Origin of the sequence: Pseudomonas sp. NPDC089741, assembly GCF_044748825.1 — a bacterium.
In the GTDB taxonomy this organism is placed as follows: Bacteria; Pseudomonadota; Gammaproteobacteria; order Pseudomonadales; family Pseudomonadaceae; genus Aquipseudomonas; species Aquipseudomonas helmanticensis.
Genome location: NZ_JBIVGT010000012.1, coordinates 26,423 through 46,715, shown reverse-complemented (window position 1 = coordinate 46,715; position 20,293 = coordinate 26,423). Strand labels below are relative to the sequence as shown.

The following is a 20,293-nucleotide window of genomic DNA, read 5'->3' as shown; positions in this document are numbered from 1 at the left end:
CCATGTAGGAGCTGCCGCAGGCTGCGATCTTTTGATCTTGTTTTTTACAATCCAGATCAAAAGATCGCAGCCTTCGGCAGCTCCTACACGGACCGTGTCCGCCATTTTTCGATGGGCAATTTGGTGATGGCAAACCCGCTCAACAGGATCGCCGAATAGATCATCAATTCCCGCGACAATGTCTGCCCTTCATACCAGGCGCCGATGATCACGGCGAACACCGGGAAGATGATAAACACGAACGACAGAATGATCGGGCTCAGGCGTTTCAGCAGCAAAAAATAAACGATGAATCCGCCCACCGACGCCACCAGTCCCAGGTAGAGCAGGGCACCCCACGAACGTGTGGTCACGTCGCTAAACACCGGCGCTTCAACACTCAAGCCGCCAATAAATAACATCGCCCCGGCAATGCCGATCGGCAGCGTGTTGTAGGTGATCACGCTGATCGCGCTGCCGTGTTTTTTCGTCACCACGTAGCACAGCGCATGCATCACCGCCGCACACAGAATCGCCAGTACGCCCAGCCATTCCGCCTGATCCAGATGCAGGCCCTGGCTGCGAATGATCATGAACAGACTGCCGAAACCGATGGCGATGCCGAGCATTTGCGACGGGTAGATTTTTTCGCGCAGAAACAGCGCGGAAAACAGCAGGATGAACACCGGCATGCAACTGAACAGCAGCGCCGTCAGGCCGGACGACACGTGCATCTCGCCGTAGTTGAGCAGGTAATACGGCAGACTGAAGTAGCTCAGCGTGACGAAGACAAAAAACCAGCGGCTTTGGCGCGGAAACAGCAGCGGTTCCTTGCGCAAAAGGGCGAAGCTGAGGAACAGCGGAAACGCGATCAGAAAACGCAGGCCGGCGGCGGTCAGTGGCGGCACGCTTTCAACAGCAATCTTGATCCCCAGCCACGTCGTGCCCCAACTCAGGCAGACGATCAGGAACAGCACGCTGGTGAGCAATCCGGCGAGCCAGGGTTTGCTGATGTTGATGGGGGTGCTGATGGCGGTCGACATGGCGGCAAGCTCCGAACGGTGGAATTGACCTGATCAATGAAAAGGTTTATTGCTGATTAAACCTGTTTTCAGCACGCTATTCGGGGTGACAATGACTGTCAAAGTAAGTATTGCCATGGTGTCAATCCTCCGTGACGGTCTCGTCAACGGCGTCGGTGTGAAGTACAAGCGCCTCGCCGACGGCGTCGCGCAGGCGATTGATGAAGGCGTGATCGAGGTTGGCTGCAAGTTGCCGCCGCACCGGCTGTTGGCCGACAGCCTGGGCGTGACCATTGGCACCATCAGTCGTGCATACGGTGAGCTGGAACGTGTCGGCCTGGTCGTCGCTCGCGTCGGCGATGGCACTTATGTGTCCCAGCGTGGGATGGAGCGGGCGCAGGACAAAGGCTTTCGCAACGTCAGCGATGAGCCGCCAACCTGCTTCGACATGAGTCGGAATCAGCCGATTCCGGGGCAGGAAACCACCTTCCTGAGCCAGAGCCTGCAGGATCTCGCCAATGAGCCGGGCGTGTTGCGCCAATTGACCGGGTACACCGCCGAGGGCGGCATGGCGCGGCATCGGGTGGCGGGGGCGGTCTGGCTCAGCCATGGCGACTTCGTGCCGCACGCCGATCAGGTGCTGTGCGTCAACGGCGGTCAGCATGGTTTGCTCTGCGCGCTGATGGGGCTGCTCAAGGCCGGCGACAGCGTTGTCACCGAGCATTTGTCCTACCCGGGATTGATCAGCGTCGCACGCCAGCTCGGGATAAAACTTATCGGTGCTGCAATGGACGACGAAGGACTGTTGCCCTCAGCGCTGGAAGATATTTGCCGTCAGCATCGGGTATCGGCGCTGTATTGCACGCCGACCATCCAGAATCCCACAGCGGCGATGATGTCGGTCCTACGGCGCGAGGCGATTGCCGACGTCTGCCGCCAGCACAATCTGCTGATTGTGGAAGACGAAGCCCACGCCGTACTCGACCGCCAGCGTCCGCTGCCACTGAGTTACTTCGCGCCGGAGCGCGCGGTGTTGATCGGCAGCCTGAGCAAGGCGGTTTCCGCCGGATTGCGCGTGGGTTATCTGCATGCACCGCAAGCGTTGATCGGGCGGATCAGTTCAGCCATTCGCAGCACCTGCTGGATGGCCAATCCGTTATCGATGGAAGTGGCGAGCCTGTGGATCGAAAACGGCATGGCCGAGCATTTGCTGGATGAACAGATTAGCGAGATCGGCCGGCGCAAGACGTTGGTCGCGCCGGTGCTCAAGGGCCTGAATTACAAGACTCACACCTACAGCCCGCATTTCTGGATAGAAGTGCCTGAGTTGTGGCGGGCGTCGCAGATTGCGGCCGAGTTGAAGGAGAACAATTATCTGGTGGCGACTGCCGAATCATTTGCGGTCGGGCATGGCGCGGTGCCGCAATTCATTCGGGTGAGTGTGTGCAATGCGGTGGGGGATGACCGTTTGTTGCTGGCGGGGTTTGAAGCTCTGGCAAATGCCCTGACACAACACAATCCCCTGTAGGAGCTGCCGCAGGCTGCGATCTTTTGATTCTGTTTTTAAAAGACAAGATCAAAAAAACGCAGCCTGCGGTAGCTCCTACAGGAGGTTTGCGGGGTTATTTGAAGCGTCGTTCGACGCCTTTCTCCACCAAAATCTTCGCCGAAATCTCTTCCACCGAAAAATGCGTCGAATTGATGTGCGGAATGTTCTCGCGGCGGAACAGGTTCTCCACTTCGCGCACTTCAAATTCGCACTGCGCATAACTCGAATAGCGGCTGTTGGGCTTGCGCTCGTTGCGGATTGCGGTGAGGCGATCCGGGTCGATGGTCAGGCCGAACAGCTTGTGCTGATGCGCGCGCAGGGCGGCTGGCAGGGTCAGGCGCTCCATGTCGTCTTCGGTCAGCGGATAGTTGGCCGCGCGGATGCCGAACTGCATGGCCATGTACAGGCACGTCGGTGTCTTACCGCAACGCGACACGCCCACTAGTATCAGGTCGGCTTTGTCGTAATAGTGCGTGCGCGCGCCGTCATCGTTGTCGAGGGCGAAGTTCACCGCCTCGATGCGCTCCATGTAATTGGAGTTGTGCCCGATGGAATGGGATTTGCCGACGGTGTAGGAAGAATGCTCGGTCAGTTCCTGCTCCAGCGGGGCGAGGAAGGTCGAGAAAATGTCGATCATGAAACCATTGGACGTTGCGAGAATCTCACGGATGTCCTGATTGACGATGGTGTCGAAGATGATCGGACGAAAGCCGTCGGTTTCAGCGGCTTTGTTGATTTGTTGTACCATGGCCCGCGCTTTTTCAACGCTGTCGATGTACGGTCGCGTGAATTTGCTGACGGTAATGTTTTCGAACTGCGCCAGAAGGCTTTGACCCAGGGTTTCGGCAGTGATGCCGGTGCCATCGGAGATGAAGAAAGCAGATCGTTTCATTTGCACCTTGGGCCTTAAGCTAGTCATCAATCTTGGATATGATAGGCGCGATTTGTCGGCCGCGACTGGCCCGCATTCTCACTTATTTTCCAGGTCCAGGCCATACAACCGGCCAACGCTCCCCCGAGCAGCCGGTTTCTGAGCTTTTCCAACACAGTTAGTGGAGAGATCACCTTGGTAGAGTACGTAGTTTCCCTCGATAAGCTCGGCAAACACGATGTTGAGCATGTGGGGGGCAAGAACGCATCCCTGGGCGAGATGATCAGTAACCTGGCAGGCGCCGGTGTTTCGGTCCCCGGCGGCTTCGCCACGACGGCTCAGGCTTATCGTGATTTCCTCGAACTGAGTGGCCTCAACGACCAGATCCACGCGGCCCTCGACGCGCTCGACGTCGACGACGTCAACGCCCTGGCCAAGACCGGCGCGCAGATCCGTCAATGGATCATGGACGCCGAATTCCCTGAAAAACTCAATGCCGAGATCCGCACCGCGTTCGCCGCGCTGTCGGCCGGCAACCCTGATGTGGCCGTGGCCGTGCGTTCTTCCGCCACCGCCGAAGACTTGCCGGACGCTTCGTTCGCCGGTCAGCAGGAAACCTTCCTGAACATCCGTGGTGTGGAAAACGTTATCCGCGCCGCCAAAGAGGTGTTCGCGTCGCTGTTCAACGACCGTGCGATTTCCTACCGCGTGCACCAGGGCTTCGACCACAAACTGGTCGCCCTGTCGGCTGGCGTGCAGCGCATGGTGCGTTCGGAAACCGGTACTGCCGGCGTGATGTTCACCCTCGACACCGAATCCGGTTTCCGTGACGTCGTGTTCATCACCGGCGCCTACGGCCTGGGTGAAACCGTCGTACAAGGCGCGGTGAACCCGGACGAATTCTATGTCCACAAGGGCACGCTGGAAGCCGGTCGTCCGGCGATCCTGCGTCGCAACCTGGGCAGCAAAGCGATCAAGATGATCTACGGCGACGAGGCCAAGGCCGGTCGTTCGGTCAAGACTGTCGATGTCGACAAGGCTGAGCGTGCACGTTTCTGCCTGTCCGACGCTGAAGTCAGCGAGCTGGCCAAGCAAGCGATGATCATCGAGAAGCACTATCAGTGCCCGATGGACATCGAGTGGGCCAAGGACGGTGACGACGGCAAGCTGTACATCGTGCAGGCCCGTCCGGAAACCGTGAAGAGCCGCACCCAGGCCAACGTCATGGAACGTTACCTGTTGAAGGAAACCGGCACCGTGCTGGTTGAAGGTCGCGCGATTGGCCAGCGCATCGGCGCCGGCAAAGTGCGGATCATCAAGGACGTCTCCGAGATGGACAAAGTCCAGCCGGGCGACGTACTGGTTTCCGACATGACCGACCCGGACTGGGAACCGGTGATGAAGCGCGCCAGTGCCATCGTCACCAACCGTGGCGGCCGTACTTGCCACGCGGCGATCATCGCCCGTGAACTGGGCATTCCGGCAGTGGTTGGTTGTGGCAACGCCACCCAACTGCTGAAGGATGGCCAGGGCGTGACCGTTTCGTGCGCCGAAGGCGACACCGGTTACATCTTCGAAGGCGAACTGGGCTTCGACATCAAGAAAAACTCCGTGGATGCCATGCCGGAGCTGCCGTTCAAGATCATGATGAACGTCGGCAACCCGGATCGCGCCTTCGACTTCGCGCAGCTGCCGAACGCCGGTGTCGGCCTGGCCCGTCTGGAATTCATCATCAACCGCATGATCGGGGTGCACCCGAAAGCGCTGTTGAACTACGACGGTCTGCCACAGGAAATCAAGGACAGCGTCGACAAGCGCATCGCCGGTTACGACGATCCGGTCGGTTTCTATGTCGACAAACTGGTGGAAGGCATCAGTACCCTCGCTGCAGCGTTCACGCCGAAAAAAGTCATCGTGCGTCTGTCGGACTTCAAGTCCAACGAATACGCCAACCTGATCGGCGGCAAGCTCTACGAGCCGGAAGAAGAAAACCCGATGCTGGGCTTCCGTGGCGCTTCGCGTTACATCAGCGAATCGTTCCGTGACTGCTTCGAACTCGAATGCCGCGCGCTGAAGCGTGTACGCAACGAGATGGGCCTGACCAACGTCGAAATCATGGTGCCGTTCGTGCGCACCTTGGGCGAAGCCAGCCAGGTCATCGATCTGCTCGCCGAAAACGGCTTGAAGCGCGGCGAAAACGGTCTGCGCATCATCATGATGTGCGAACTGCCGTCCAACGCGATCCTTGCTGAAGAATTCCTCGAATTCTTCGACGGTTTCTCGATCGGTTCCAACGACCTGACTCAGCTGACCCTGGGCCTGGACCGCGACTCCGGTATCATCGCGCACCTGTTCGACGAGCGTAATCCGGCGGTCAAGAAGCTGTTGGCCAACGCGATTGCCGCGTGCAACAAGGCTGGCAAGTACATCGGTATCTGCGGTCAGGGTCCTTCGGATCACCCGGATCTGGCCAAATGGCTGATGGAGCAGGGCATCGAAAGCGTGTCGCTGAACCCGGACTCCGTGCTGGAAACCTGGTTCTTCCTTGCCGAAGGCCAAGCGCAGGCTTAATGAGTATGTAAGCGGCCCACTCCCCCTGTGGGAGCGGGCTTGCTCGCGAAGACGGCACACCATCGCCATAAATGTTGGCTGATACACCGAAATCGCGAGCAGGCTCACTCCTACAAAGGGCAGGGCTTTGAGATTCAAGTAGGGCGGGCTCCTGTAGATGCCGCCCTTTTTTGTGCAAGAGCATTATGCAAAGCAGCAGCAACCTATTTCCTGTCGCCCTGATCAGCGCCGAACGGCGCGGTGATCTGAGCGAAGACGTCTATCGTTTGAAACCCGGCAACAGCCCGGACTGGTCCGTGGAGATCGCCGTCACCCGTCTGGGCATGGCCGATGACTCGGCGCCACGCGGTGTGCCGGTGATTCTGTTGCATGGCAGTTTTTCCAATCGACGCTTCTGGTTTTCTCCCAAAGGCCTGGGATTGGGCGCGTACCTGACGCGGCTGGGCTTCGACGTGTGGATTCCGGAGATGCGTGGCCACGGCTTGTCGCAACGCAACGAGGAATATCGGCGCAACCGTGTCGCGGACTACGCGCGCTACGATCTGCCGGCAATTGCCGCGTTCGTGCGTGAGCAGAGCGGGCAAGTGCCACACTGGATCGGTCATTCGCTGGGTGGCATCACGCTGGCGGCGGCGCTGGGTGGCGAATACCTTGGCGAGCCCGCCGTAGCCTCGGCGGCGTTTTTTGGCACGCAGGTCAGCCGCACTTACTGGCCGCTGAAAATCCCGCCGCTGGAGTGGAGCGGGCGCTTTATTCTCAAGCGCTTTGCGCAATTGTCCGGTTCGCGTCTCAAGCGCGGCCCGGAAGACGAGCCGATCGGGCTGGCCATCGAAAGCATGCGCTGGTACGGCTTGTTCGGGCGTTTTGGCGATAAGGACAAGGATTGGTGGGCAGGGCTGGCCGACGTTCAGGTGCCGGTGCTGGCGGTGAGTGCGGCGGGCGATCATCAGGATCCGACGTGGGCGTGTCGCAAACTGTTCGAGCAGGTTGGTTCCGAGCATAAGCAATTCATCAATCTGGGGCGCGAGCAGGGCTTCCACGATAATTTCGGCCATGTCGAGATGTTGGTGAGCAAAGCGGCGCAAGCTGAAGTCTGGCCGTTGGTGGCGCGCTGGCTGAGCGATCAAACGTCGCCATTGCTCGGCGAGAAGCCCGATCTGGCCGCGGCGGTCTGAGCTGAAGGCTCGGAAAAGGCCATTTCGTTCGAGTCGGCTTGCGGCTAAGATATGACGGATTGTTTGGTTCTGGTCATATTGGGTGGCTGTTTAGCGATTACGTTTCAGCGTTTGTTCAGGTTGGTTCAGCGACCATTGCATGAACTAAGGTAAACAGCGACCACCGGAACTCGTCTCAAAAGAGTGCGTCATCCCTGATCGTCTTCCTTGTTACAGGAGTTTTTCGATGAACCATTACCTCACGCCTGACCTGTGCGACGCCTATCCGGAGCTGGTGCAGGTGCTGGAACCGATGTTCAGCAATTTCGGCGGCCGTGATTCCTTCGGCGGCGAAATCGTGACCATCAAATGTTTCGAAGATAACTCGCTGGTCAAGGAACAAGTCGATCTCAAGGGCAATGGCAAGGTGCTGGTGGTCGACGGCGGCGGTTCACTGCGCCGTGCATTGCTGGGTGACATGCTCGCCGAGAAGGCCGCCAAAAACGGCTGGGAAGGGCTGGTGATCTACGGCTGCATCCGTGACGTCGACGTTATCGCGCAGACCGATCTGGGCGTGCAGGCATTGGCCAGCCACCCGATGAAAACCGACAAGCGCGGCATCGGCGACCTTAACGTCCCGGTAACGTTTGCCGGCGTGACGTTCCACCCGGGCCAATACATTTATGCGGACAACAACGGCGTGATCATCTCGCCGAGTCCGCTGAAAATGCCTGAATAAGATTTCGACAAAGGGATGCGGATGTTCGAGGAAGAAAACGCGCAATGGGGGCTGGTGCATGCCCTGGTGCTGGACGGTAAAGGCGGTGCGCGTTCGATAGCCCGGACTGAGCTCGACGATTTGCAGTTGCAGGCTCACGAAAGCCTGTGGCTGCATTGGGATCGCAGCCATCCGCAGACCCAGACCTGGCTGCGCAAATCCAGCGGTCTCAACGAATTCACCTGCGATCTGCTGTTGGAAGAGAACACCCGACCGCGTTTGTTGCCGCTGCCGGACTCCGAGCTGCTGTTGTTTCTGCGAGGGGTCAACCTCAATCCGGGTGCCGAGCCGGAAGACATGGTCTCGGTGCGGATTTTCGCCTCCGCGCAACGGGTGATTTCCCTGCGGTTACGGCCATTGCGCGCCACCGATGAACTGTTGTCGGAACTGGCCGACGACAAAGGCCCGAAAACCGCGTCGGAACTGATTCTTTATCTGGCCCAGTTCCTCACCAACAAGGTGCAGGATCTGGTCACTTGCCTCTCGGAAATCGCCGATGAGGAAGAAGAAAAGATGGATGCCGACGAACGGTACACCCCCGAGCATGGGGCCATTTTGCACATCCGGCGCAGGGCTGCCGGACTGAAGCGTTTCCTGGCACCGCAGCGGGATATTTTCGGCCAACTGACGCGGATAAAAATGCCGTGGTTCGTCGATGACGATGCCGACTACTGGAACGAATTGAACAACAGCCTGACGCGCTACCTCGAAGAGCTCGAATTGACCCGAGAGCGCGTGGGGCTTGTGCTGGAGGCGGAAGACCGGCGCTTGAGCGAGCGCATGAACCGCACGATGTATCGCTTCGGGATCATCACCTGCATCTTTTTGCCGATGAGTTTCATCACCGGTCTGCTGGGTATAAATGTTGGCGGAATTCCCTTCTCCAGCAGCCCTTATGGTTTCCTGATCGCCTGTTTGACGGTGCTCGCCCTGGCCTTCGGTCAGTGGTGGTTATTTCGTCGTTTGCGCTGGGTCTGAAGATGGCGCATGTGACCCGAGCAAATCTGCCCGCGTCTTTCACAGACATCACGAGAGGTGCGTATGCACGATCCGTTTGAACAGTCTTTGCGTGACATGCTCAACGCTTCGCCGTCCAGCCGCGACGACGATGCCTGTCTGGGCCGCGTACTCAAAACCGCCAACCGCCAGGTCGGCGCCGGTGATCTGTTCAGCCTGCTGGGCCGCTGGCTGCCCGCGCTGATGATTGCCCTGAATAATGGATCGGCGCATGTCTCGCCGGTTTCCCGTCTTCGTAAACCTACCGCTCGCACTGCTGATAAGGCTGATTGAATATGGAACTCGACCTCTGGACTCAGAGCCTCGTCACTGCAATGACTGCGTTGTGGACCAAAGTAGCCAACTTCATTCCGAACCTGTTCGGCGCACTGGTCGTGCTGCTGTTGGGTTTCGTTGTGGCCAAGCTGCTCGATACCTTGCTGTCCAAATTGCTCGCCAAACTGGGTCTCGATCGCCTGATGGGCGGCACCGGTTTGACCAAGTTGATGTCGCGCGCGGGGCTGCAAGTGCCGATCTCGACGCTCATCGGCAAAATCGTCTATTGGTTCGTTCTGCTGATTTTCCTGGTTTCTGCAGCAGAATCCCTTGGACTTGAGCGAGTTTCAGCTACGCTGGATATGTTGGCGCTGTATTTGCCGAAAGTATTCGGTGCGGCCCTGGTGTTGCTGGTAGGTGTTTTGCTCGCGCAACTGGCCAACGGGCTGGTGCGCGGGGCGGCAGAAGGCGTAGGGCTCGACTACGCTTCAGGGCTTGGGCGAATTGCTCAGGGGCTGGTAATCATCATCAGCATCTCGGTCGCGATCAGTCAGCTTGAGGTCAAGACCGACCTGCTGAACCATGTGATTGTCATTGTATTGATTACCGTTGGTCTGGCGGTTGCGCTGGCCATGGGTTTGGGAAGCCGGGAAATTGCCGGTCAGATTCTTGCGGGAATCTATGTGCGTGAGGTGGATCAGGTTGGGCAACAAGTGCGTGTTGGCGAGGTCGAAGGCCAGATCGAAGAGATCGGCACGGTTAAAACCACATTGCTGACCGATGAAGGTGAGCTAGTCTCACTCTCCAATCGGATCCTGCTGGAACAGCATGTGAGTAGCCGCTAATCCGGCAAACCCTGCTAATGTATGCCGCCGCAAAATGCCAGCTGATGCTGGTTGCGGTGGACATTGACCTGACTGTCGGCACGACTTGTTTTGAATAAAGCCCAAACGCTATCTACGCGCTACGACCCCCGCGAGCTCTCTGATGAGGAGTTGGTCGCGCGCTCGCATACCGAGCTTTTTCACGTAACGCGCGCTTATGAAGAACTGATGCGGCGTTACCAGCGAACATTATTTAACGTCTGTGCGAGATATCTTGGGAACGATCGCGACGCGGACGATGTCTGTCAGGAAGTCATGTTGAAGGTGCTGTATGGCCTGAAGAACTTCGAGGGGAAATCGAAGTTCAAGACATGGCTATATAGCATCACGTACAACGAATGTATTACGCAGTATCGGAAGGAACGGCGAAAGCGTCGCTTGATGGACGCATTGAGTCTTGACCCCCTCGAGGAAGCGTCTGAAGAAAAGACGCCTAAAGCCGAGGAGAAGGGCGGACTCGATCGCTGGCTGGTGTATGTGAACCCGATCGACCGCGAAATTCTGGTGCTACGATTTGTCGCAGAGCTGGAATTTCAGGAGATCGCAGACATCATGCACATGGGTTTGAGTGCGACAAAAATGCGATACAAACGTGCTCTAGATAAATTGCGTGAGAAATTTGCAGGCATTGCTGAAACTTAGTTCAGCGCAAATATCTCTTACGTGTAGGCAAGTTCTGATAGACTTGCCGCCGAGTTGTCCCCCGGTTTGCGGGACTGCTTCACAATCACCAGATGGGGATTTAACGTATGAAACTGAAAAACACCTTTGGCTTGGCCATTGGTTCTCTGATTGCCGCCACTTCGTTCGGCGCTCTGGCACAAGGCCAAGGCGCAGTTGAAATCGAAGGCTTCGCAAAGAAAGAACAATTCGACAGCGCTCGTAACTTCAAGAACAACGGCAACCTCTTCGGTGGTTCGGTTGGTTACTTCCTGACCGACGACGTTGAACTGCGTCTGGGCTACGACGAAGTGCACAACGTACGTGCCGACAACGGCCGTAACATCAAGGGCGCCAACACCGCTCTGGACGCTCTGTACCACTTCAACAACCCAGGCGACATGGTCCGTCCATACGTTTCGGCTGGTTTCTCCGATCAGAGCATCGGTCAGAACGAGTCCGGTCGTAACCGCTCCACCTTCGCCAACGTTGGCGCTGGTGCCAAGCTGTACTTCACCGAGAACTTCTACGCCCGTGCTGGCGTTGAAGCTCAATACAATATCGACCAGGGCGACACCGAGTGGGCTCCTAGCGTTGGTATCGGTGTGAACTTCGGTGGCGGCTCCAAGCCTGCTGCTGCTCCAGTTCCAGCACCAGCTGAAGTCTGCTCCGACAGCGACAACGACGGCGTTTGCGACAACGTTGACAAGTGCCCGGACACCCCAGCCAACGTAACTGTTGACGCTGATGGCTGCCCAGCAGTTGCTGAAGTTGTTCGTGTTGAGCTGGACGTTAAGTTCGATTTCGACAAGTCTGTTGTTAAAACCAACAGCTACGGCGACATCAAGAACCTGGCTGACTTCATGAAGCAGTACCCATCCACCACCACTACTGTTGAAGGTCACACTGACTCCGTCGGTCCTGACGCTTACAACCAGAAACTGTCCGAGCGTCGTGCAAACGCCGTTAAGCAAGTTCTGACCAACCAGTACGGTGTTGAATCGTCCCGCGTTCAGTCTGTTGGCTACGGCGAATCCCGCCCAGTTGCTGACAACAAAACTGAAGCTGGCCGCGCTGTAAACCGTCGCGTAGAAGCGCAGGTTGAAGCTCAAGCTAAGTAATTAGCTGCCGCTCTGAGGAAAGCCCGGCTTAGGCCGGGCTTTTCTTTGCCTGCGATTTGGCTTTGAAGCTTTAAAAGATCGCAGCCTGCGGCAGCTCCTGCATGAAATCTGCACACGTGCTGTAGGAGCTGCTGCAGGCTGCGATCTTTTGCTCTTCAGCAACAGCCGCCACCGCACCAATCACCAGAATCGCCGGGCTTTTCAGTCCAAACGCACACGCATCCTCTCCCATGCCCCGCAGATCACTGCGGCATTCCCGCTGCTCCGGCAACGAAGCATTCTCGATCATCGCCACCGGCGTATCCGCCGCCATCCCGCCCGCCAACAGCTGATCGCGAATCTCGCCCAGCTTGGCCACGCCCATGTAAATCACCAGCGTCGTGCCGCCCTGCGCCAACGCCTGCCAGTTCAACTGGCTGTCGTCCTGGGTGTGCGCCGTCACCAGCGTCACGCCGCGCGCCACACCGCGCAGCGTCAGCGGAATATCGCACTGCGTCGCCCCGGCCAGTCCGGCGGTAATGCCATTGACCAATTCCACTTCAACCCCGCGTTCACGCATCCACTGCGCTTCTTCACCGCCACGGCCGAAAATGCACGGATCACCACCCTTGAGGCGTACCACGCACTTTCCCTGGCGGGCATAACGCAGCATCAACCGATGGATAAACGCCTGCGGTGTCGAGCGGCAGCCACCGCGTTTACCCACGGCAATGATTCGCGCGCCAGGGCAGTGCGCAAGCACCGCGTCGTTGACCAGGTCATCGATCAGCACCACCGCCGCCTCGCGCAATGCGCGCACGGCCTTGAGGGTCAACAGTTCCGGGTCGCCGGGGCCTGCGCCCACCAGCCAGACTTTTGCATTCATGCAGTGTTCCTCATCAGATGACGGCGACCGGCTGCAACTCGGCAGCCAGCAAGCGCTTTATTTCCGGGACGCACGAGCCGCATTGCGTGCCGCAGCCCAAATTGTTTTTCAAACCCTGCAAATCCAGGCCTTGGCGAATGCCGGCACAGACCGCGTTGAAGCTGACGTTCCTGCAATTGCACAGGGTTTTATCCACGGCGACCTGCCCGCCGACGCTCCCCGGTGGCGCACTCATGGGCGCCAGCAGCCAACGCCGCAACTGCTCGTCGGCACGGCCCTCCAGCCACAGGCTTTGCAACCAATGTTGCGCGAGGGTTTCGCCGGCCAGTCGAATCGCCGTAATCCGGCCGTTTTCGATGCGCACCCGTTTACCGATCGCCCGACGCGGATCGTCATAGGCCAATACCGGCCCGTCGATCAGTGACAGGCACTGGTCGATAGCACCGAGCAATTGCGGATTCGGCGCCTCGCTGCTGGCAGCACGTATCAGCAATGCCGATCGTTCACGTCCGACAAGGCTGAGACTTACGTAGGAAAACGCCTCACAGAGCGGTCGTAGCGTCTCGAAATGCCGTTGAACATCACCCTCGATCAGTGCGAAAAGCTGCCAAGGCAAATTCACCGGTTCCAGGCGCACGCCGCTGTGTTTGAGTTCCGGCTGCTTCGACAACGGATCGAAGGCCGACAGGGTCAGGCTGTTGACGCCGCCCTTGAGAAACCGGTCGCCCCAGTGCATCGGTAAAAAGGCCTGGCCCGGCCTTACACCGTCATCGCTGCCGACCGCGACGATCACCGCGCCGCGACGACTTTTCAGATTGACCAGATCGCCCGGCTGCAAACGCTGCCGACGCAATTCGTCCGGGTGCAGGCTCAGCACCGCTTCGCTGACATGCCCGAACAACTGCGCAGCGGTGCCGGTGCGGCTCATACCGTGCCATTGATCGCGCAGGCGGCCGGTGATCAGCGTCAACGGGAAGCGCGCGTCACGCTGCTCTTTGGCCGCGCGATACGGCTCGGCAATGAACTGCGCGCGTCCGTTGGCCGTAGGAAAAACGCCGTCTTCATAGAGGCGCACGGTTCCCTGCCGGGCGCCGGTGGGGAAGGGCCACTGTTGCGGCCCGATCTGGTCGAGCAAGGCGTGGCTGATCCCGGACATATCCAGATCGCGCCCGCGTGTCAGCTCTATGAATTCATCGAACAACTGCCACGGCTGATCGAATTTGAACAGGCTCGATTCAGCGGGACGCAGACGTTTCTCCAGCCGTTGTGCGAAATCCACCGTGATCGCCCAATCCGGACGCGCTTCGCCAGGTGGGAGAATGGCTTTGCGCACGTGGGAAATTCGCCGCTCGGAATTGGTCACCGAACCTTCTTTCTCGCCCCAACTGGCGGCGGGTAGCAGCAGATCGGCGAACGCCGCGGTTTCGGTGGTGCGAAAGGCTTCTTGCAGGACCACAAACGGGCAGGCCTCAAGCGCTGCCCGCACCGAGTGTTGATCGGGCATCGATTGCGCAGGGTTGGTGCAGGCGATCCACAACGCCTTGATCTTGCCGTTGCGCACCTGTTCGAACAGTTCGATGGCACTCAGTCCGGTGTTTTCCGGCAACCGATCGACACCCCAATAAGCCGCCACTTCCGCGCGGTGCTCAGGGTTGGCCGCGTCGCGATGGCCCGGTAACAGATTCGACAGGCTGCCGGTTTCGCGGCCACCCATGGCATTCGGCTGACCGGTCAAAGAGAAAGGTCCTGCACCGGGCCGACCGATTTGCCCGGTGGCGAGGTGCAGATTGATCAATGCGCTGTTTTTCGCGCTGCCGGCGGTGGACTGGTTCAAGCCCATGCACCACAGCGACAGGAAACTCGGTGACGTGCCGACCCATTCGGCACATTGCTGCAATTGCTCGACGCTGATCCCGCACAGTTGCGACACCATCTGCGGGGTGTAATCGCGTACCAGACTCTTCAGTTCGGCGAGGCCTTCGGTGTGCGCCTTGATGAATTCACGGTCGATCCAGTCTTCCCACAACAGCAGGTGCAAAATCCCATGGAACAAAGCGACATCGGTGCCGGGAAGAATCGCCAGATGCAGATCGGCGAGGTCACAGGTGTCGGTGCGGCGTGGATCAATGACGATGACTTTCATCTGTGGGCGGCGCGATTTTGCCTCTTCCAGTCGACGGAAAAGTACCGGATGGGCGTAGGCCATGTTGCTGCCGACGATCATCACGCAATCGCTGAGCTCCAGATCTTCATAGCTGCACGGCGGCGCATCGGCGCCAAGGCTGCGCTTGTAGCCGACCACCGCCGACGACATGCACAAGCGTGAATTGCTGTCGATGTTGTTGGTGCCGACCAGCGCCCGCGCCAGTTTGTTGAAGGCGTAGTAGTCCTCGGTCAGCAGTTGCCCGGAGATATAGAACGCTACGCTGTCCGGGCCGTGTTCGGCGATGGTCTCGGCGAACACGTTGGCAGCATGTTCCAGCGCGGTGTCCCAATCCGTGCGACTGCGCGCCAGGTTTTTTCCCAAACGTAATTCCGGGTATAGCGCGCGGGCCGCGAGGTCGCCGGTCAGGTGCAGCGTCGAGCCTTTGCTGCAGAGTTTGCCGAAGTTGGCCGGATGCGCCGGATCGCCGCTGACGCCGAAAATACGTTCGCCGTCATGCTCGATCAGCACGCCGCAGCCGACCCCGCAATAACAGCAGGTCGAGGCGGTCGTCTGGCGGTTCATCAGATGGCTTCCCGCAGGGCCAACTGCACCCGACCGTTTTCGACCCGCGCCGGATGGTGATGCGCGCAACCGATGTCCGGCGCCTGGGCTTCACCGGATTGCAGGTCGATCTGCCAGTTGTGGAGCGGGCAAGCGACGCGTTTACCGTAGATCAGGCCTTGCGATAACGGCCCGCCCTTGTGCGGGCAGCGGTCGTCGAGGGCGAAAACCTCATCGTCACTTGTACGAAAAATCGCGATGTCACCTTTTGGCCCGGCAATGATCCGCGAGCCGAGGGCGTTGATCTCTTCGAGAGCACAGATATCGAGCCAGTTCATGCCGGCACCTCCAGGTTTTTCACCGGGATCACGTCAAATTCTTTCTTCAGTTGCGGCTGGGCCAGGCGTTCTTTCCACGGATCCTGTTCGAATGACAGGGAGAATTGCAGGCGCTCGTTCAGGGCCTTGCGGCGCTCCGGGTCTTCCAGCACGGCTTTCTTGATGTGCTCCATGCCGACCCGTTGCAGGTAGTGCACGGTGCGTTCGAGGTAGAAGGCTTCTTCGCGATACAGCTGCAGGAAGGCGCCGTTGTATTCGCGCACTTCCTCGGCGGTTTTCAGCTTGACGAAGAATTCGGCAACTTCGGTTTTGATCCCGCCGTTGCCACCGATGTACATCTCCCAACCGGAGTCGACGCCGATTATTCCTACGTCCTTGATGCCCGCTTCCGAGCAGTTGCGTGGGCATCCGGAGACAGCAAGCTTCACTTTGTGCGGCGACCACATGTTGAACAGATCGTGCTCGAGCTCGATGCCCAGTTGCGTCGAGTTCTGCGTGCCGAAACGGCAGAACTCACTGCCGACGCAGGTTTTAACGGTGCGGATGGATTTGCCGTAGGCATGGCCGGACGGCATGTCGAGGTCTTTCCAGACGCCGGGCAAATCCTGCTTCTTGATGCCGAGCAAATCGATACGCTGGCCGCCGGTGACCTTGACCATGGGCACGTTGTACTTGTCGGCCACATCGGCAATCCGCCGCAGTTCCGAGGGGTTGGTCACGCCGCCCCACATCCTTGGTACCACCGAATAAGTGCCGTCCTTCTGGATATTGGCGTGAGCGCGTTCGTTGATCAGGCGCGATTGCGGGTCGTCCTTGGCTTCGCCGGGCCAGGTGGAAATCAGGTAATAGTTGAGCGCCGGACGGCACGTTGCGCAACCGTTCGGGGTGCGCCAGTTGAGGTAGCTCATGGTGCCGGCGATGGTCAGCAGATGTTGTTCGCGGATGGCCTGACGGATCTGCCCGTGGTTGAGATCGCTGCAACCGCAGATGGCTTTTTCGCTTTTCGGTTTGACGTCGGCCGCACCACCGACGGTGTTGATCAGGATCTGCTCGACCAGCCCGGCGCACGAGCCACAGGAGCTGGCAGCCTTGGTGTGTTTCTTCACCTCATCGACGCTGAACAGGCCGTGTTCCTGAATCGCTTTGACGATGGTGCCTTTGCACACGCCGTTGCAGCCGCAGACTTCGGCAGTGTCGGCCATGACCATGGCTTTGTCCTGGCCCTGATGTCCTACATCCCCGAGTGCGTTTTCTCCAAACATCAGGTGATCACGGATCTCGCCGATGGCGTGATTCTCACGAATTTGTCGGAAATACCAACCGCCATCTGCCGTATCGCCGTACAGACAGGCGCCGACCAGCACGTCATCCTTGATCACCAGTTTTTTGTACACGCCGCCAATCGGATCGGAGAGGGTGATGGTCTCGGTGCCTTCGCCGCCCATGAAGTCGCCGGCGGAAAACAGGTCAATGCCAGTGACTTTGAGTTTGGTCGACGTCACCGAACCCTGATAACGGGCGAAACCCAGTTGTGCGAGATGGTTGGCGCAGACCTTGGCCTGTTCGAACAGTGGCGCGACCAGACCGTAGGCAATGCCGCGATGGCTGGCGCACTCGCCGATGGCGTAGACGCGCGGATCGTAGGTTTGCAGGGTGTCATTGACCAGAATCCCGCGATTGCACGGGATGCCGGCCTTTTCCGCCAGTTCGGTGTTGGGACGAATGCCGGCTGCCATCACCACCAGATCGGCGGGGATGATGTCGCCGTTCTTGAATTGCACCGAGCCGACCCGGCCATTGCCGGCGTCGTGCAGGGCTTGGGTTTGTTCGCACAAACGGAAATGCAGGCCACGGGATTCGAGGGCGCTTTGCAGCAACTGGCCACTGGTTTTGTCCAGTTGCCGCTCCAGCAGCCATTCGCCGATGTGCACCACGGTGACGTGCATGCCGCGCAGCATCAGACCGTTGGCGGCTTCGAGACCGAGCAGGCCGCCGCCGATGACCACCGCGTGCTTGTGGGTTTTGGCGGTGTCGATCATCGCCTGGGTGTCGGCGATGTCGCGGTAACCGATCACGCCGTGCAGGGTGTTGCCGGGGATTGGCAGAATAAACGGCGTCGAACCGGTGGCGATCAGCAGGCGATCGTATTCGGCCTCGGTGCCGTCCTCGGCGATCACCCGGCGTTTGACCCGGTCGATCTCCACCACTTTGCGGTTGAGCAGCAACTTGATGTTGTTTTGCAGATACCAGTCGAGGTCGTTGAGCACGATCTCTTCGAAAGTCTGCTCGCCGGCCAATACCGGCGAGAGCAGGATGCGGTTGTAATTGGTGTGCGGCTCGGCGCCGAAAACCGTGATGTCGTACAGCTCGTTGCTCAGTTTGAGCAGCTCTTCGAGGGTGCGGACCCCGGCCATGCCATTGCCGATCATCACCAGTTTGAGTTTTTTCATCAGGTTCTCCGGGGAGCTGCGGCTGGCCTCTTGTGGGCAATCAGGCCTTGCTCGAGAAATTTTGCACAAACAAAAAAAGGCGTCCCGCTAGTTGCCTAGCGAGGACGCCTTTGTCCTGGTCCCGTTCTCTCGGGAAGCGCAGCCTTCGTCGTTGAAGGTTGGGCTTTATGTGTATGTTGAATGGGGTAATGCAGTGGTTGTGCCAAGTGGGGACGGCGGCGCGTTTATTGGGAGAGATGGATTTTGAGCGTGGATTTTTTGCACTGATTCGAAGCGGGTTGCTCGTTCGTGGGGCATTCAGATAGATGGATTTTTGGTGACTGGGTGGGCGTCATCGCGAGCAGGCTCACTCCTACAGGGGAATGCATTTCAAAATGTAGGAGTGAGCCTGCTCGCGATGGCCGCGACGCGGTTCAGTGATGAAACAACAAAACCAGCAGCACCAGATTCCCGAGCAAGGCCAGCAACGCCATCGTCCGCCAGACCTTCAATGGCTCACGCTCCAATAACGGCAGAGGCCGCACACTCAAACTGCGCCGCTCACCCTGTTCCAGCACCAACAACCATTCTTCAGCCGTTTCAAATCGCTGCTGCGGATCAGCCGCCACCCCGCGTTCCAGGCTCTGCGCCAGCCATTCCGGCAAGTCAGGTCGATAACAGCTGGCACTCACCGGCAGGCCAAAGCGCGGTCGCTGAAACGCTTCGATTTCGCCATAGGGATAATGCCCCGTCAGCAAGGAATACAGCGTGACGCCTACCGCATACAAATCTTGCTGCGCACTCGGCGCATCACCGCGAAACGCTTCCGGCGCGATATAACTCGGCGTTCCCGGCAACGTCGACGGCGCGTCTTCGGACAACCCAGGACAATACGCCAGGCCAAAATCCAGCAAACGCAGTTCGCCGTCGTCACCTAGATGCAGGTTTTCCGGTTTGATGTCGCGATGCAGGATCTGCCGTCGATGCAGCAACCCGACCGCACGCAGCAGCCGTTCGGCGATGTCCTGCCATTGCGCCAAAGATAGAGGCCCAAGCTGTGCCAGCGTCGTCCCGGAATATTCGCGCATCACGTAGTACAAATGCTGACGCTGAGTGCACGGGTGGACTTCAGGAAAATGCCGCCCGGCCACCCGTTTCAGAAACCATTCCTCGGACAGCAATGCTTGCCCGGCGTAGGAATCATCGACGGAGCGCGTGGGCAGGGTTTTCAGAAGCCAGGTCTGACCTTGTCCATCCAGCACTCGATACAGCAATGATTGCTGGCTCTGCGCGACGATGCCTTGCACCTGCCAGCCTTCGAACGACTGCCCAGGTTTCAGTGGTGGCGGCAAGGGCCATTGCTTCAGATGAATCAGCGCGTCGCCAATGGCCGCCTCGCCGACCGCATCGACGCGCACCAGCAAAGCACTGGCGTTGTCCTGACTGCCGGCCAGATGCGCGGCGTTGACCAAGGTATGTGCGGCGCTGTCGAGATCCGGCTGATCACGCAGAATCGCCGCAATCGCGGTATCTCCGAGCGTCGACCAGATTCCGTCGCTGAGCATTACGAAACGCTCGCCCTCGCGCAATTCACCGTCGAGAAAATCCAGCACCAGATGCTGATCCAGCCCGAGCGCACGCTTGAGCACGTGCTGCATGCCCGGCTGCTCCCAGACGTGGTCCTCGGTGACTCGCTGCAAGCCGTCGGCGTGCCAGCGATACACCCGGCAATCTCCTACGTGCGCCAAGGTAAAGCGCCGACCACGCATGACCAAAGCACTGACAGTGGTGAGCAACGGTTGCCCACCGCCATTGGCCTGTAACCAACGATTTTGCGCGAGCAGCAGGCGATCGAGTGCCTGCGCCACGCTCCAGGTTTCCGACGTGGCGTAATAGTCGAGCGCCAGGGCCTGCAAGGTCGAACGTGCGGCGAGGCCACCATCGGCGCACTGGCTGACGCCGTCGGCAATGGCGAACAGATAACCTTTGCTCGCCGCCAGCGCCGGCGCCGGTGTTACCGAACGCAAAGCATCCTGATTCTCTGCACGCGGACCGGTGGCGCTGGCTTCGGCGAAACTCAGTTGCAGGGCCAT

Annotated in this window: 16 protein-coding genes; 9 read left to right on the top strand and 7 right to left on the bottom strand. The window is 58.9% G+C overall.

Features of this window, described 5'->3' with window-relative positions; all coding sequences use genetic code 11:
• Nucleotides 1–83: 83 nt before the first annotated feature.
• Complete coding sequence (locus ACIPZE_RS14160; protein WP_400773360.1) at nt 84–1,022, bottom strand: DMT family transporter; 939 nt, start codon at nt 1,020–1,022, stop codon at nt 84–86.
• A gap of 91 nt (nt 1,023–1,113) precedes the next feature.
• Here ACIPZE_RS14160 and ACIPZE_RS14155 point away from each other — a divergent pair, with 91 nt between their 5' ends.
• Nucleotides 1,114–2,529: a PLP-dependent aminotransferase family protein gene (locus tag ACIPZE_RS14155; RefSeq protein ID WP_283437129.1), complete on the top strand. Its 1,416-nt coding sequence runs from the start codon at nt 1,114–1,116 to the stop codon at nt 2,527–2,529.
• A gap of 94 nt (nt 2,530–2,623) precedes the next feature.
• Here the strand turns inward: ACIPZE_RS14155 and ACIPZE_RS14150 are convergent, their stop codons facing one another.
• The gene (locus tag ACIPZE_RS14150; RefSeq protein ID WP_400773358.1) at nt 2,624–3,442 is read right to left on the bottom strand and encodes a pyruvate, water dikinase regulatory protein; all 819 of its coding nucleotides are present in this window, start codon (nt 3,440–3,442) and stop codon (nt 2,624–2,626) included.
• A 174-nt stretch (nt 3,443–3,616) separates the two neighbouring features.
• Between ACIPZE_RS14150 and ppsA the strand changes: the two genes are divergently transcribed.
• The 8 genes from ppsA (at nt 3,617) to ACIPZE_RS14110 (ending at nt 11,861) form a co-directional block, all read left to right on the top strand.
• Nucleotides 3,617–5,992 carry a phosphoenolpyruvate synthase gene (ppsA, locus tag ACIPZE_RS14145; protein WP_129391420.1) on the top strand — a complete coding sequence of 792 codons (2,376 nt, stop codon included), beginning with the start codon at nt 3,617–3,619 and terminating at the stop codon, nt 5,990–5,992.
• Nucleotides 5,993–6,177: 185 nt separating this feature from the next.
• The gene (locus ACIPZE_RS14140; protein ID WP_400773356.1) at nt 6,178–7,167 is read left to right on the top strand and encodes an alpha/beta fold hydrolase; all 990 of its coding nucleotides are present in this window, start codon (nt 6,178–6,180) and stop codon (nt 7,165–7,167) included.
• 226 nt (nt 7,168–7,393) lie between these two features.
• Nucleotides 7,394–7,885 carry a ribonuclease E activity regulator RraA gene (gene rraA / locus ACIPZE_RS14135; protein WP_129391426.1) on the top strand — a complete coding sequence of 164 codons (492 nt, stop codon included), beginning with the start codon at nt 7,394–7,396 and terminating at the stop codon, nt 7,883–7,885.
• A 21-nt stretch (nt 7,886–7,906) separates the two neighbouring features.
• Nucleotides 7,907–8,902: a zinc transporter ZntB gene (locus ACIPZE_RS14130; protein WP_400773354.1), complete on the top strand. Its 996-nt coding sequence runs from the start codon at nt 7,907–7,909 to the stop codon at nt 8,900–8,902.
• Nucleotides 8,903–8,965: 63 nt separating this feature from the next.
• Nucleotides 8,966–9,214, top strand: coding sequence for a hypothetical protein (locus ACIPZE_RS14125; RefSeq protein ID WP_008076827.1), 249 nt, complete (start codon nt 8,966–8,968; stop codon nt 9,212–9,214).
• Nucleotides 9,215–9,216: 2 nt separating this feature from the next.
• Nucleotides 9,217–10,041, top strand: coding sequence for a mechanosensitive ion channel domain-containing protein (locus ACIPZE_RS14120; protein ID WP_400773353.1), 825 nt, complete (start codon nt 9,217–9,219; stop codon nt 10,039–10,041).
• Between the two features lie 90 nt (nt 10,042–10,131).
• Nucleotides 10,132–10,722 (top strand): RNA polymerase sigma factor SigX, encoded by a 591-nt coding sequence (gene sigX, locus ACIPZE_RS14115; RefSeq protein ID WP_129391433.1) that lies wholly within the window; start codon nt 10,132–10,134, stop codon nt 10,720–10,722.
• Nucleotides 10,723–10,829: 107 nt separating this feature from the next.
• A complete protein-coding gene (locus ACIPZE_RS14110; RefSeq protein ID WP_400773351.1) occupies nt 10,830–11,861 on the top strand; it encodes an OmpA family protein in 1,032 nt (343 codons plus the stop codon).
• Between the two features lie 70 nt (nt 11,862–11,931).
• Here the strand turns inward: ACIPZE_RS14110 and cobA are convergent, their stop codons facing one another.
• The 5 genes from cobA to ACIPZE_RS14085 form a co-directional block, all read right to left on the bottom strand.
• The gene (cobA, locus tag ACIPZE_RS14105; protein ID WP_283437125.1) at nt 11,932–12,726 is read right to left on the bottom strand and encodes a uroporphyrinogen-III C-methyltransferase; all 795 of its coding nucleotides are present in this window, start codon (nt 12,724–12,726) and stop codon (nt 11,932–11,934) included.
• A 13-nt stretch (nt 12,727–12,739) separates the two neighbouring features.
• Nucleotides 12,740–15,454 carry a nitrate reductase gene (locus ACIPZE_RS14100; protein WP_283437124.1) on the bottom strand — a complete coding sequence of 905 codons (2,715 nt, stop codon included), beginning with the start codon at nt 15,452–15,454 and terminating at the stop codon, nt 12,740–12,742.
• Nucleotides 15,454–15,771, bottom strand: coding sequence for a nitrite reductase small subunit NirD (nirD, locus tag ACIPZE_RS14095; protein WP_129391445.1), 318 nt, complete (start codon nt 15,769–15,771; stop codon nt 15,454–15,456). Before nirD ends, ACIPZE_RS14100 begins: the two co-directional genes overlap by 1 nt.
• Entirely contained in the window at nt 15,768–18,221 is a 2,454-nt protein-coding gene (gene nirB / locus ACIPZE_RS14090) for a nitrite reductase large subunit NirB (RefSeq protein WP_283437123.1), read from the bottom strand. Before nirB ends, nirD begins: the two co-directional genes overlap by 4 nt.
• Nucleotides 18,222–18,634: 413 nt before the next feature.
• Nucleotides 18,635–20,293 carry a protein kinase gene (locus ACIPZE_RS14085; RefSeq protein WP_400773349.1) on the bottom strand — a complete coding sequence of 553 codons (1,659 nt, stop codon included), beginning with the start codon at nt 20,291–20,293 and terminating at the stop codon, nt 18,635–18,637.

Excerpts from the sequence above, each read along its gene's own strand:
- ACIPZE_RS14160 (WP_400773360.1), bottom strand. The coding sequence starts at position 1,022 with ATGTCGACCGCCATCAGCACCCCCATCAACATCAGCAAACCCTGGCTC.
- ACIPZE_RS14140 (WP_400773356.1), top strand. The coding sequence starts at position 6,178 with ATGCAAAGCAGCAGCAACCTATTTCCTGTCGCCCTGATCAGCGCCGAA.
- ACIPZE_RS14085 (WP_400773349.1), bottom strand. The coding sequence starts at position 20,293 with ATGGCCCTGCAACTGAGTTTCGCCGAAGCCAGCGCCACCGGTCCGCGT.
- rraA (WP_129391426.1), top strand. The coding sequence starts at position 7,394 with ATGAACCATTACCTCACGCCTGACCTGTGCGACGCCTATCCGGAGCTG.
- ACIPZE_RS14125 (WP_008076827.1), top strand. The coding sequence starts at position 8,966 with ATGCACGATCCGTTTGAACAGTCTTTGCGTGACATGCTCAACGCTTCG.
- ACIPZE_RS14110 (WP_400773351.1), top strand. The coding sequence starts at position 10,830 with ATGAAACTGAAAAACACCTTTGGCTTGGCCATTGGTTCTCTGATTGCC.
- nirD (WP_129391445.1), bottom strand. The coding sequence starts at position 15,771 with ATGAACTGGCTCGATATCTGTGCTCTCGAAGAGATCAACGCCCTCGGC.
- nirB (WP_283437123.1), bottom strand. The coding sequence starts at position 18,221 with ATGAAAAAACTCAAACTGGTGATGATCGGCAATGGCATGGCCGGGGTC.
- ACIPZE_RS14155 (WP_283437129.1), top strand. The coding sequence starts at position 1,114 with ATGACTGTCAAAGTAAGTATTGCCATGGTGTCAATCCTCCGTGACGGT.
- cobA (WP_283437125.1), bottom strand. The coding sequence starts at position 12,726 with ATGAATGCAAAAGTCTGGCTGGTGGGCGCAGGCCCCGGCGACCCGGAA.
- ACIPZE_RS14100 (WP_283437124.1), bottom strand. The coding sequence starts at position 15,454 with ATGAACCGCCAGACGACCGCCTCGACCTGCTGTTATTGCGGGGTCGGC.
- ACIPZE_RS14120 (WP_400773353.1), top strand. The coding sequence starts at position 9,217 with ATGGAACTCGACCTCTGGACTCAGAGCCTCGTCACTGCAATGACTGCG.
- ACIPZE_RS14130 (WP_400773354.1), top strand. The coding sequence starts at position 7,907 with ATGTTCGAGGAAGAAAACGCGCAATGGGGGCTGGTGCATGCCCTGGTG.
- ACIPZE_RS14150 (WP_400773358.1), bottom strand. The coding sequence starts at position 3,442 with ATGAAACGATCTGCTTTCTTCATCTCCGATGGCACCGGCATCACTGCC.